Origin of the sequence: Streptomyces canus (genome assembly GCF_001514145.1) — a bacterium.
GTDB classification, from domain to species: Bacteria; Actinomycetota; Actinomycetes; order Streptomycetales; family Streptomycetaceae; genus Streptomyces; species Streptomyces canus.
The window spans coordinates 630,994-643,369 of sequence record NZ_KQ948657.1 but is presented as its reverse complement, the minus strand read 5'-3'; the positions used below and the strand labels follow the sequence as shown (position 1 = coordinate 643,369).

Annotated in this window: 12 protein-coding genes; 7 read left to right on the top strand and 5 right to left on the bottom strand. The window is 70.8% G+C overall.

Annotated features, from left to right (window positions below):
- Positions 1-69: 69 nt before the first annotated feature.
- The gene (locus AQJ46_RS07765; protein WP_225887269.1) at positions 70-1,176 is read left to right on the top strand and encodes a hypothetical protein; all 1,107 of its coding nucleotides are present in this window, start codon (positions 70-72) and stop codon (positions 1,174-1,176) included.
- A gap of 576 nt (positions 1,177-1,752) precedes the next feature.
- Here AQJ46_RS07765 and AQJ46_RS07760 read toward each other — a convergent pair.
- Positions 1,753-2,007 carry a chorismate mutase gene (locus AQJ46_RS07760; RefSeq protein WP_063803777.1) on the bottom strand — a complete coding sequence of 85 codons (255 nt, stop codon included), beginning with the start codon at positions 2,005-2,007 and terminating at the stop codon, positions 1,753-1,755.
- A 316-nt stretch (positions 2,008-2,323) separates the two neighbouring features.
- Here AQJ46_RS07760 and guaA point away from each other — a divergent pair, with 316 nt between their 5' ends.
- Positions 2,324-3,898, top strand: a complete 1,575-nt coding sequence (gene guaA / locus AQJ46_RS07755) for a glutamine-hydrolyzing GMP synthase (protein WP_059204863.1) — start codon at positions 2,324-2,326, stop codon at positions 3,896-3,898.
- Positions 3,899-3,901: 3 nt separating this feature from the next.
- On the opposite strand, the gene AQJ46_RS07750 is transcribed toward guaA, so the two are convergent.
- Positions 3,902-4,369, bottom strand: coding sequence for a pyridoxamine 5'-phosphate oxidase family protein (locus AQJ46_RS07750; protein ID WP_057608151.1), 468 nt, complete (start codon positions 4,367-4,369; stop codon positions 3,902-3,904).
- Between the two features lie 140 nt (positions 4,370-4,509).
- Between AQJ46_RS07750 and AQJ46_RS07745 the strand changes: the two genes are divergently transcribed.
- The gene (locus tag AQJ46_RS07745; protein ID WP_057607840.1) at positions 4,510-5,316 is read left to right on the top strand and encodes a class II aldolase/adducin family protein; all 807 of its coding nucleotides are present in this window, start codon (positions 4,510-4,512) and stop codon (positions 5,314-5,316) included.
- Here AQJ46_RS07745 and AQJ46_RS07740 read toward each other — a convergent pair.
- Positions 5,313-6,212 carry a DUF4429 domain-containing protein gene (locus AQJ46_RS07740; protein ID WP_059204862.1) on the bottom strand — a complete coding sequence of 300 codons (900 nt, stop codon included), beginning with the start codon at positions 6,210-6,212 and terminating at the stop codon, positions 5,313-5,315. The genes AQJ46_RS07745 and AQJ46_RS07740 overlap by 4 nt on opposite strands.
- 219 nt (positions 6,213-6,431) lie before the next feature.
- Here AQJ46_RS07740 and AQJ46_RS07735 point away from each other — a divergent pair, with 219 nt between their 5' ends.
- Both AQJ46_RS07735 and AQJ46_RS07730 read left to right on the top strand, forming a co-directional pair.
- The gene (locus AQJ46_RS07735; RefSeq protein WP_059204861.1) at positions 6,432-7,721 is read left to right on the top strand and encodes a hypothetical protein; all 1,290 of its coding nucleotides are present in this window, start codon (positions 6,432-6,434) and stop codon (positions 7,719-7,721) included.
- 121 nt (positions 7,722-7,842) lie between these two features.
- A complete protein-coding gene (locus AQJ46_RS07730) occupies positions 7,843-8,373 on the top strand; it encodes a DoxX family protein (RefSeq protein WP_059204860.1) in 531 nt (176 codons plus the stop codon).
- Positions 8,374-8,489: 116 nt separating this feature from the next.
- Here AQJ46_RS07730 and AQJ46_RS07725 read toward each other — a convergent pair whose 3' ends face one another.
- Together AQJ46_RS07725 and AQJ46_RS07720 are read right to left on the bottom strand one after the other, a co-directional pair.
- Positions 8,490-8,747, bottom strand: a complete 258-nt coding sequence (locus AQJ46_RS07725; protein WP_059204859.1) for a hypothetical protein — start codon at positions 8,745-8,747, stop codon at positions 8,490-8,492.
- Positions 8,734-10,179, bottom strand: coding sequence for a PspC domain-containing protein (locus AQJ46_RS07720; protein WP_059204858.1), 1,446 nt, complete (start codon positions 10,177-10,179; stop codon positions 8,734-8,736). Before AQJ46_RS07720 ends, AQJ46_RS07725 begins: the two co-directional genes overlap by 14 nt.
- Positions 10,180-10,322: 143 nt before the next feature.
- On the opposite strand from AQJ46_RS07720, the gene AQJ46_RS07715 reads away from it, so the two are divergent.
- Both AQJ46_RS07715 and AQJ46_RS07710 read left to right on the top strand, forming a co-directional pair.
- Complete coding sequence (locus AQJ46_RS07715; protein ID WP_199873625.1) at positions 10,323-11,651, top strand: ATP-binding protein; 1,329 nt, start codon at positions 10,323-10,325, stop codon at positions 11,649-11,651.
- Positions 11,648-12,373: a LuxR C-terminal-related transcriptional regulator gene (locus AQJ46_RS07710; protein ID WP_057607834.1), complete on the top strand. Its 726-nt coding sequence runs from the start codon at positions 11,648-11,650 to the stop codon at positions 12,371-12,373. Before AQJ46_RS07715 ends, AQJ46_RS07710 begins: the two co-directional genes overlap by 4 nt.
- The last annotated feature ends 3 nt before the right edge of the window (positions 12,374-12,376 follow it).

Genomic DNA, 12,376 nt, shown 5'->3' with positions numbered 1-12,376 from the left:
TTATGTGGGCTGAGTCACACATGAGTTCTTCTTGTGAACGGGCTTTCCCAGGCCCTAGAACTGACCCACGTGTCAGAAGACCCCAAGATTCCCGACGACGTCTGGGAACGGTTCGCCCGTGACTCGGAGCGGGACATCCGAGACTCCGCCCCCAAGGAACCGTCCGCGCGGGCCCGTGAGGTGACGGAGCGTCTGCGGCGCCAGGAAGCGCGCGGCGAACTGCCGGTGGGCTGGCGTACCGGACCGGCCCGGCAGCAGAAGAAGAGCCGGCGCGGCCTGTGGGGCGTCCTCGGTGTCGCCGTCGCGGTCGTGGTGGCCGTCGTGGCGGTGAAGCCCTCGCTGGTGCCGGGAGACCCCTTCGGCACAGGGACCTCCTCCGAGGCCGCGTCCTCCGCGCTACCCGAGGAGACGGCGGCGCCGACCGCCGCGCCGTCCGCCGAGGCGTCCGCGATCCCCACCCTCGACGACCCGTTCGCCGGCTCGCCCGCCAAGCGCTGGGCCGACGGCGCCGCCGGGATCGCCGTACCGGAGGCGAAGGCCGTCGGCGGCCGGTCCAAGGCGACGACCGAGCAGGCCCTGGAGCTGACCAGGAAGCTCCTGGTCGAGTCCAACCTCGACCCGGGTACCCTGCGCGGCGAACGCCCGACGGCGGCGCTCGACGTCCTGGACCCGGTGCAGAAGGGCGTCCGTGGGCTCCTGGAGACCGCCCTGAGCAAGCCGGACAAGAAGCACGACCCGCTGTGGATGTTCAGCCGCTTCGATCCCAAGGAGGTCCGGCTGGTCGGCGACGTCGTGAAGACGCGCGGCCGGATGACGTTCAAGGCCGGTGATCACGCTTCGGTCGCCGTGCACGCCGACTACACCTTCGTCTATCCGGTCGTCCAGACCAACGGTTCCACGGAGGTCACCCGCACGATCATCCGCCGGGTCCTCGACGTCGAGATCTCCGACCCGGCCAAGTACCAGGTGACCCCGGGCAAGCTCACGGTCGTGAACTGGGACCAGGACATCAACAACTCCGCCTGCGATGTCCACGACGGCTATCTGCACCCGGACTTCGCGTCGTCCGAGCCGACCGGGCCGACCCCCTCCGGCCCGACGACGGACCCGTACGACCGCAGCCGGCCCCTCGGCCCGAACCGTGACGAAGCCTGCGGAACGGTGTCCCGAGTCTGAGTCCACCCAGGCGAAGGGCCCCACGGGACGGATCCGTGGGGCCCTTCTTTCGTCAGCACCGACGTCAGGGCTGCGCCGGTGCCTGGGAGCGGCGCCGGGGGGTTGCGCCGCTTGCTCTTCGTGCTGGTGTGCACCGCGTCCTTGCCACCTGCCGTGCCCCCGGTCGGCGCCCCGGCGCACCAGGGGCGCGCTAATGGTCTGGACCTTTGGCAGTGTGTCGACGCAATGCGAATGCAGTTGTCTGCGGAGGGACTTGGGGGCTTTTCTAGGCATCGTGCTGGATGGACGCGGCCTCCGCAACCGTTTGACCCAGCCTTGTGCCGGTACTTGTCCCGCCGGTCGGCCCCGGGCGTCCCCGGAGCCGGCCGTTCTCATGGTGACCGGGCTGCTGTCCCCTGCCGTCCGGTCACTTCCTGGAGCGAGGTCCCACGACGCACGGCAAGATCCGTACGTCTCATCGCTCCAGCGAGCCACGCGTGGTTCTGGCGGGCCCGCCCCTGGCTGGCACGGACACCACCTCCAACGAAGCGTCTCGGGGCGCGGTCACGCGCCGTACGGGTGAGACCGGGGCCGAACTCAGATGCGACCCCTGCACAGTTCGAGCAGCGTCATGGCGAGGGAGGTGCCCGGCTTTCCGAGCGCCTCGCGGTAGCGGCCGAGGATCTCCATCTCGCGGGCGAGGTGGACCCGTCGGCCGCCGGAGGCGATACGGGTCTGCTGGACGACGGACGAGACGGCCATCCGTTCCTGGATCAGACCGATGATCCGGTCGTCGAGCGCGTCGATGCGCTCACGGGCGTCCGCGATGGTCGCTTCCAGTGTGGTGGTCACGTAGGGCTCCTGGGTGGGGTGGGTGCCCCGGAGCGGCAAGGTCCGGAAAACACCAGGCGCCCCGGACCTTGTCGGCCCGGGGCGCCTGGGAAGTCGCTTGTCAGTTGCTCAAGCAGCACGACCATGGCAGCCGGTGGGCCGGGTGCCATAGGTAAACAGGAAGGTCGTCTGCGCGAGCATGGGAGCAGTATGCCGGGCCCTTCGGGAGTGTCCAAGCCGGTTCGCATCCTGAGACGGAGCTCGGCCCCGGTCCGGCCCCGCGGCTCCCGGTAGACTCGGCCCCACACACACCTCGCTCACCGCCGGAAGGCAACCCGTGTCATCAGCGAACCCCGCCGCCCCCGACACCGTCCTGGTCGTCGACTTCGGTGCGCAGTACGCCCAGCTCATCGCCCGTCGTGTCCGCGAGGCCCGGGTCTACAGCGAGATCGTGCCGAGCACCATGCCGGTCGCGGAGATGCTCGCCAAGAACCCGGCGGCGATCATCCTCTCCGGCGGCCCCTCGTCGGTGTACGCGGAGGGCGCCCCGCGCCTGGACCGCGAGCTGTTCGAGGCCGGCGTCCCGGTCTTCGGCATGTGCTACGGCTTCCAGCTGATGGCCACCACCCTCGGCGGCACCGTCGACAACACCGGCGCGCGTGAGTACGGCCGTACGCCTCTGCACGTCTCGAAGTCCGGCTCGACCCTCTTCGAGGGCACCCCGGACGAGCAGTCGGTGTGGATGTCGCACGGCGACGCCTGCTCCGCGGCCCCCGAGGGCTTCACCGTGACCGCGTCCACGGACGTCGTCCCGGTCGCCGCCTTCGAGAACGACGAGAAGAAGCTCTACGGCGTCCAGTACCACCCCGAGGTCATGCACTCCACGCACGGCCAGCAGGTGCTCGAACACTTCCTGTACCGGGGCGCCGGTCTGAAGCCGGACTGGACCACCGGCAATGTCATCGAGGAGCAGGTCGCCGCGATCCGCGAGCAGGTCGGCGACAGGCGCGCGATCTGCGGTCTGTCCGGCGGGGTGGACTCCGCGGTGGCCGCGGCCCTGGTCGCGCGCGCCATCGGCGACCAGCTGACCTGTGTGTACGTCGACCACGGTCTGATGCGCAAGGGCGAGACCGAGCAGGTCGAGAAGGACTTCGTGGCCGCGACCGGCGTGAAGCTGGTCGTCGTCGACGCGGAGGAGCGCTTCCTGACCGCGCTCAAGGGGGTCTCCGACCCCGAGGAGAAGCGGAAGATCATCGGCCGGGAGTTCATCCGGGTCTTCGAGCAGGCGCAGGCCGACATCATCGCGGACGAGGGCCCGGCGGTGGAGTTCCTCGTCCAGGGCACGCTGTACCCGGACGTGGTCGAGTCCGGTGGCGGCACCGGCACCGCCAACATCAAGTCCCACCACAACGTGGGCGGCCTCCCCGAGGACCTCGAGTTCCAGCTCGTCGAGCCGCTGCGCAAGCTGTTCAAGGACGAGGTGCGAATGGTCGGCCAGGAGCTCGGGCTCCCGGACGAGATCGTCCAGCGGCAGCCGTTCCCGGGTCCCGGCCTCGGCATCCGGATCGTCGGCGAGGTCACCAAGGAGCGCCTGGACCTCCTGCGCGACGCCGACGCCATCGCCCGCGAGGAGCTGACCGCGGCCGGCCTCGACCGCGACATCTGGCAGTGCCCGGTGGTCCTGCTCGCCGACGTCCGCTCGGTCGGCGTCCAGGGCGACGGCCGGACCTACGGCCACCCGATCGTCCTTCGCCCCGTGTCGAGCGAGGACGCCATGACCGCCGACTGGTCGAGGCTGCCGTACGACGTCCTCGCGAAGATCTCGACGCGGATCACCAACGAGGTGGCCGACGTCAACCGTGTGGTGCTCGACGTGACGTCGAAGCCACCGGGGACGATCGAGTGGGAGTAAGCCCTAGGTGCGCTTGATCGTGCGCAAGGGCTGACCGGGCTTCCAGACCTGGAGGACCAGGTACTTCTCGTCCTCGACGTAGGTCCGCACGACCTCCGTCAACTCGGTGCGGAAGAGGTGGAACGGCTCCGGCGGTTTCACCTCTTCGCCGTATGCGGCCTTCGTCCCGGGATCGGTGACCTCTCTCGCGTGACCACTGATCCGGACGTCCCCGCCGCCCATGCTCTGGCCCTCGCCGGGGTTCGCCTGGAGACAGAAGCGGGGGTCGCGGTGCAGGTCCCGCGCCTTCAGCGAGTCCGGCATCATGCCGAGCCAGAGCTCGCCGTGCAGGAAGCGGACCTCAAGCCCTGTGGTGCGGGGGGAGCCGTCCTTGCGGAGAGTGGCGAGGACATGATGGGTGAACGCACCGAAGCGGTTTTCGACGGTCTTGGCCAGATCGGGTTCCGCGGAGATGAAAGCAGCCCAGTTCATACCGGTCAGTGTTCCGTCGATACCCGACATCTGCTGTCAGGTATTCACCGTGTGCGCCATCTTTACAAACCACCCCTGTTCTCTTGCGCTGACCGACGGTAACTTCCGCCCCGTAAAGCAACCCAGTGCTGGAGGAGCACATGCACGAGACGCCCCTCGGGCCCACTCCGCCGATGCCGCTGCCCACCGAGAAGCTGCAGTTCGCGATGCCGCCGATGCACGACTCCGTCGAGGAGGAACGCCGGCACCGCAAAGAGCGGCTCGCCGGCGCGCTGCGGATCTTCGGCCGGCTCGGCTTCGAGGACGGCGTCTCCGGGCACATCACCGCACGCGACCCGGAGTTCACCGACTGCTTCTGGGTCAACCCCTTCGGCATGCCGTTCAAGCACGTCACCGTGAGCGACCTCGTCCTCGCCAACTCCGACGGACAGGTCCTCGACGGCCGCTACCACGTCAACCAGGCGGCCTTCACCGTGCACTCCCAGGTGCACGCCGCCCGCCCCGACGTCGTCGCCGTCGCCCACTGCCACTCCGTGCACGGGCGGGCGCTGTCCACGCTCGGCGAGCTCCTGGACCCTCTCACCCAGGAGAGCTGCGCCTTCTACGAGGACCACGCGCTGTACGAGGCCTACACAGGGGTCGCCGTCGACGCCGACGAGGGCCGCCGGATCGCCGCCGCGCTCGGGTCCCGGAAGGCGCTGGTGCTGCGCAACCACGGGCTGCTGACCGTCGGGGACTCGGTGGACGCGGCGGCCTGGTGGTTCCTGTCGATGGAACGGTCCAGCCAGGTGCAGCTGCTCGCCCGGGCGGCGGGACGGGCGGTGCTCATCGACCACCGGGCGGCGGTGGCGACCCGGGAGCAACTGGGCGGAGATCTGGTGGCGTGGATCAACTACCAGCCGGTGTGGCAGGACATCAGTCGCAGCGAGCCGGACCTGCTGAGCTAGAAGCCTCGCAGTACGGCGGCCTTCGTCATCGCGAACTCCTCGTCCGTGAGCACCCCGTCCCGGTGCAGCTCACCCAACTCCCGCAGTCTGCGCAGGAGTACGTCGTGATGGTCGGCCGGCGGGGGAACGGCGGCCGCGGCGAGCCGCGGGCGGTGGGCGCCTTCGTCGTCGTACGCGAGGTCGCCGCGGGTGGACGGGTGCGGCAGCCGGGCCGTGACCGCCGTCGCGACGAGGGCGGTGAGCAGATCGCGGCGGGTGCTGCCCCACAGGTCGAGGGCGTACGGGTCCTTCTCCGGCGGCAGTTTCGAGAAGGACGTCTCGCGGGTCACGAACCGCATGAAACCGTCCTCGTAACCGGAGTTGGGCAGCCACTCGACCTGGACGAGGTCCCCCACGTCGATGATCCGCGGGCCGGTCGCGCGCTTGACGCGGTCGGAGGTGTCGGCCCAGTCGATGCGCACCCGGGTGCCGTCGAAGGAGACCGTGCCGTCGGAGGACCGCACCGAGACCGGGACCGGTGGGCCGGGCAGCAGATACGACTTCGTCGGCTCCTTGGGGATCTGGTCGAGGAGGAGGGCGCGGCGGATCTCCTCGGCCACGTACTCGGCGACCCCGGCGCGGTCGACGTCCACGATCAGCCGATAGGGGTCCGCCGGGTCCGGCAGGCGTCCGCCGGTCGCGTGCAGAAGCGGATCCGCGCCCTCGCGCAGCCGCATCCGCAACCGGCCGCGCTTGCGTTCCGGCTCGAACGCCACGCCCGAAATGGCCTCCAGGGGCACGGCGACCTCGCCGTACGTCTGCCGGAACAGCGGCACGGAGCGGTGGAGTCCCGGCGTGATTCTGACCGTTGTGCCGTCGAAGGCCCAGGTCCCGTCACGCTGGATGATCTCGGCCATACGGAAATTCTCGCAGCCGGGTCAACACGGCGGGCCCCGCTTCACCCGCGCTGACCAGACCTGCCGGACGGGGATGGTGTGCCGTAGGGCACAATTTCGCTGTCGCCGGGGAGCTGTCCGGGGTTCTTCGTGAGGGTTTGTGGATCTGCGGTCGGTCCGGCCGCGAGGTCATGTGGGGTTCAGAGGGTCACGAGGGTCGTGGGAAGGCAGGCGTCGGGCGTGGCGGTGCAGGAAGCGAGACAGGGCGCGGACGGGGGCGAGCCCTATGGTGCGCACGAGGGTGGCTGCACCTGCGGGGACTGTCCGCACGGGGCACGGGCCGGGCATCGGCGCGCGGTGGCCGAATTCCTCCTGATGCGGGACGGGTTCGCGGCCGGGCAGGGACTGCCCGCGGCCGTGGCGCACTCCGCGTCGGCCTCCCGGCAGTGGGTCTCGGAGGAACTGACCCAGTCCGCGGAGGCCGTGGCCGAGCGGGGCCGGGCAGAGGGGGCCGCCTGGCTCGCGCGGTTGTGGCGGCGTACCGCGTATGCGGTGTGGGCCGCCGTCGTGGTGCTGCTCCTCGGCCAGGCGCTGACCGCCATCGGGGCGGGCTGGACCGCGGCGCGTACGGCCGGGCTGGTCGCGGCGCTCGTGGTGGCGGGCTCGCTGACCGCGGCGTCCTGGTTCCACCGGGCCCGGGGCGGGGTGCTCGCGCCGGTCATCGGCGAGGACAACCGGCTGTCCACCTCGCGTGCCGTCGCGGTGGCGTGGGTGCTGTTCGTCGCCTATGCGGTGCTGGTGCTGGTGGGGCGACTGGCCGCGGCCTCCGACGGTCGTGAGCGGGATGCGCTGCTCTCCGGGCTCGAACTGGCCCGCGGCGCGGGTGTCGTGACCGTGCTGGCCGTGGTCTGCGGGATCGCCGTGCTGGTGCGGCGGGTGGTCGGACTGCGGGTGCTCGGGCAGCGGCTGCAGAAGGTAAGGGCGGACCGGCCCCGCGCCGCCGACCTGCTGACGGACGACTCCGGGCGGGGGACCTTCGCCGACATCCAGTACGTCGTGATCGGCGCGGTCGCTCTGCTGTTCGCGGGTGTAAGGCTGGCCCGGCGGCCGGACCAGTTGCCGGATCTGCCGTGGGGGCTGGCGGTGGTGGTGCTGGTGTCCGCGGCCACCTATGTGGCGGGGAAGTACGCGGAGGGCGGGCGGCCGGTGATCCTGTCCGTGGTGCGGTCGCGCGAGGCCGGGGATCTGGACGGGCCGATCCGTACCGGCGACGACATCGAGATCCGGGGTGCCGGGTTCGTGCCGCCGGGGGCCCAGCGAGCCGATCGGCTGTCCCGGATGGTGGTACGGATCGGGCCGGTGAACGTGCACGTGCCGTTGGTGCCGGTGGCCGGGGGCTTCAGCAACCCCACGGACGAGGTGCTGACTGTGCCGGTGCCGGCGGATGTGGAGCCGGGGCGGGTGGAGGTGCAGGTGGTGACGGCCGCGGGGGCGGAGACGAATCGGTACGCGATCGATGTGACGGACTGAGCGGCCGGGGTTCGCGTCGTCCGGGGCGCACAAACTCGACATCGCATTGAGCACAGCGGCCTCTTCGTGCGTATCGTCTGGTGAGGGGTCTCGGCATGCTGGTGAGAGGCGGCTCGGAGCGATGACTCACAGTTTTCGTACGGACACGCACGCCCCCTACTACGGCGAAGAACGGTCCTGGCGGGACAGCATCAGCCAGTACGCCCTGGTGCCACTGCGCATTTTCCTCGGTGTCACCTTCATCTACGCGGGCCTGGACAAGCTGACCGACAGTGCCTTCATGAAGAGCTCCGGCTCGGGCTCCGTCGGCGACTTGATGCGCAGCGTCCGGGACTCCTCGGCCATTCCCGCACTGGTCGACCTGTCCCTGAAGAACCCCGTCGGCTTCGGCTATGCCATCGCCTTCGGTGAGCTCGCCGTCGGTATCGGCACCCTGCTCGGGATCCTCGCCCGCCTGGCCGCTCTGGGCGGTGCGCTGATCTCGCTCAGTCTGTGGCTGACCGTGAGCTGGGCCTCCGACCCCTACTACTACGGCAACGACCTCGCCTACCTGATGGCCTGGCTGCCTCTCGTCCTCGCGGGCGCCTCCGTGTTCTCCGTGGACGCCGCCTTGCGGGCCCGACGACGGCATCGGGCGGGAGGTTACCGGTAGCTCCGGCCGGCGGAGCTACCGGTGGGGGAGCGGCGGTGGCCTGGCGCGGGTTGTCTCCGCACCGGGAAGGCGTTTTGATCAGCCGTCCCGGTCTTGATCAGCCGCCTCCCTCGTGATCAGCGGGGTACGGGCGGCTGGGGCGTCTGGTCGACTTCCGGTGGCGTGCTCGTACGGCGGCTGTCGCGTCGGTTGCGGACGGCCCGGGCCAGCAGGCCCACCACGCCTGCCAGGCACAGGCCGCCCACGACCATGGGGATCACCGCGAACCACGGGGTGTCCCAGGCGTCGCCCGCGTCACCGGCGTAGGCGATGCCCGCGAGGGTCAGGAAGAACCCGGCGACCAGCTTTCCCGGTCGGAAATCATGACGCAGCACGGCGCACCTCCGCCTGGCCGATGCCGACCCGTAGATCGAGATCGAGAGTGGCGCTGTTCTTGGCGCCCGAGACCGGTTTCAGGGTGACCTCCTTGCGCTTGCCCGGTGCCACGTCCACGTCCTCCTGGTCGTCGCCCGGCAACTGGATGTCGCCCACGCCCACGTCGATGACCGCCTGCACGGTCACGTCGGCCGGCACGATCACCACCAGCCGGCCCACTCCGACGTCGGCCTGGGTCGTCACCGTCCGGCCCTTCGTGAAATCAAGGTGGGACAGGTCCAGGGTGCCCACGCCGGTGCCGAGTTCGTACTCCGGACGGATGTTCTGCACGGCTGCCGGTGTCCAGTTCGTGCGGACCCAGTGGGTGGTGATGTCCTTCGGGAGAGCGGCTGCGGTGGCGAGCAGGCCCGCCGTGACGATCGCCAGGAAGATCGAGCCCGCTCCTGTGCGGCCCAGGAACGAGCTGATCGCTATGCCCAGGCCCAGGACGATCAGCGCGCAGGACAGACCGGTCTGCAGGCTGGTGCCCAGGGCGTGGTGCTCCCAGGTCGCTCCGGTGCCGAGGCCGCCCGCCAACAGGGCGAGCAGGAAGACCCAGCCGCCGATCCAGCGCGGGCCGCGCGGCTTCGGCCCACCCGTGTGGGCCGCGCGGATGTCCTCGCGTCGGCTCCAGGGGGCGCCCATGCCGATGTTGACGGCCGCCGCGATGTCGCGGTCGCGGGAGTCCCTCGGCCCCCACAGATAGCCCGTGCCGCCGACGTGCGTGCCGTCCTTGACGATGGGGTCCCGCCACCAGGACGGGTAGCCGGCGGGCACCGGAGGGGCCTGGGCCTCCGGCGGGGCGTCGGCGACGGCCTGCGCGGAGAGCGGGTCGGGGTCGGGGGTGCCGCGGTGGCGCGACCAGTACCCGGCGCCCGCGAGGAGCAGGGAGAGGACCACGGCGAAGGTCAGCACACTGGTGTTGCTCAGCATGGTGAGGAACACCCCGCAGCCGACCAGGGCGAACAGCACGCCGGTCAGGGCCTGGCCGTCCACCCGGCCGGTGAGCAGCTTGCGCACCTCGTTCTCCTCCTCGTCGTCGTAGGGGACGAGGAGCCAGGCGAAGCCGTAGAAGATGAGGCCGATGCCGCCGGTCGCCGACAGCACGGTGAGCGTGATCCGGAAGATCACCGGATCCATGTCGCACTGCCGTCCGAGCCCGGCGCACACCCCGGCGAGCAACTTGTGCCGTCGGTCCCGCCGGAAGCGGAGGGGGGCGGAGGGCGCGTCCTCGGCAGGGGCGTCCGTCGTTGTCCGGCCCCCGAGCGTCTCGGTGTGCGCGCCGGCCGGTGTGCCTCCTTCTCTTTCCTTCCGCATGCCCGCGCCGGGGCCGGTGCCCGGGGCCGGGCCTCCGCCGGATCCGGCGCCCTCGGCGTGCTGGTGATCTGTCATGTGTCCATGGTGACGGTCGTGGGGGCGTGGCGGGAGTCGGAACGACCCTGGCCGGACCCTGATATCGGCCCTGAGACGGGAGGAGGGAAGCGTTCGGGCGGCACGCCGATCGAAGATCAGGGGAGTCTCGGGGGCCAACCCTGATGCCCCCGCACCCCGGCCGTGTGACCATCGATGGCATGCCGGAAGCCGCCACAGCGCCACTCGTCGAACCGCGGCCGCCGCGCAAGCTCTACCGCAGCAGTGACGGACGCTGGCTGGGTGGCGTGGCGCGGGGGCTCGCCGGGCATCTCGGGCTGCCCGTGATCTGGGTGCGGCTCGTCTTCGTGGGCCTGTTCATGGCGGACGGGCTCGGTGCGTTGCTGTATGCCGCGTTCTGGTTCTTCGTGCCGCTCGGCGTGGGCGGGGTCGGCGGCCAGCGGCCCCCGTCCCTGGTGTCCACCGAGACCTCGCCGGACGGCCGCCGCAGACTCGTCGCCCGCCGCCCCGACAAGGGCCAGATCGTGGCCCTGCTCCTCATGGTCGTCGTGGCCATGGTCTTCGTCGGCAACGTCAACGTGGGCAATGGTGCCAAGGCCTACCTCTGGCCGCTCGTCCTCGTCGGCGCGGGGGTCGCCCTTGTCTGGCGCCAGGCGGACAACGCCCGCCGGGCCCGCTGGATGGAGGTGGGCCGCCGCCGGCGCACCCTGACACTGCTGCGTGCCGCGGGCGGTGTCCTCCTCGTCACCGCCGGTGTCTCCGGGGTCTTCGTCCTGCAGGGCTCCGCCGCCCACCTCGGCTCCGTCCTGCAGGCGGCCCTCGCGGTCCTCGTCGGGATAACGCTCCTCGCGGGGCCGTATCTCGTCCGCATGACCCAGGACCTCTCCGAGGAGCGCCTGATGCGCATCCGCGCCCAGGAGCGTGCGGAGGTCGCGGCCCATGTGCACGACTCGGTGCTGCACACCCTGACCCTGATCCAGCGCAACGCGGAGAACGCGAACGAGGTGCGCCGCCTCGCCCGCGCCCAGGAGCGCGACCTGCGCACCTGGCTGTACAAACCCGAGGGCACCGGCAAGGACGAGGCCGACGAACCCACCGACCTCGCCGACGCTGTGCGGCGCAACGCCGCCGAGGTCGAGGACAAGCACGGCGTCCCCATAGAGGTCGTAGTCGTCGGCGACTGCCCGCTCGACGAGAGAACCGGCGCGCAGATGCAGGCCGCGCGCGAGGCGATGGTCAACGCCGCCAAGTACGGTGGCGAGGGCGGCGCCGTACAGGTCTACGCCGAAGTCGAGGGCCGGACGGTCTTCGTGTCCGTCCGGGACCGGGGCCCCGGCTTCGACCTCGACTCGATACCCGCCGACCGGATGGGTGTCAGAGAATCGATCATCGGCCGCATGGAGCGCCACGGCGGCACGGCCCGGCTGCGTGCGGTGCCGGGCGGCGGCACGGAGGTCGAGCTGGAGATGGAGAGGGCGGAGAAGACGTCATGAGTGACCCCACCGAGGCGAACACGGACCCCGTAGAGCCGACGCCGGCCGGCGGCGCGGGGGAGCGGCACGTGCGCGTGGTCCTCGTCGACGACCACCGCATGTTCCGTACGGGCGTCCAGGCCGAGATCGGCCGGACCGAGGAGACCGGCGTCGAGGTGGTCGGTGAGGCCGCGGACGTCGACCAGGCCGTCACCGTCATCACCGCGACCCGCCCCGAGGTCGTCCTCCTGGACGTCCACCTCCCGGGCGGCGGCGGGGTCGAAGTGCTGCGCCGCTGCGCCCCGTTGATGGCCGACGCCGAACAGCCCGTCCGCTTCCTCGCCCTGTCCGTCTCGGACGCGGCAGAGGACGTGATCGGAGTGATCCGTGGCGGTGCGCGCGGCTATGTGACGAAGACGATCACCGGCACGGACCTCGTCGACTCCGTCTTCCGCGTCCAGGAGGGCGACGCCGTCTTCTCGCCCCGTCTGGCCGGGTTCGTCCTGGACGCCTTCGCCTCCACCGACGCCCCGCCGGTCGACGAGGACATGGACCGCCTCACCCAGCGCGAGCGGGAGGTGCTGAGGCTCATCGCGCGCGGTTACGCCTACAAGGAGATCGCCAAGCAGCTGTTCATCTCGGTGAAGACGGTCGAGTCCCATGTCTCGGCGGTGCTGCGGAAGCTGCAGCTGTCGAACCGGCACGAGTTGACGCGGTGGGCGACGGCACGGCGGCTGGTCTGACGG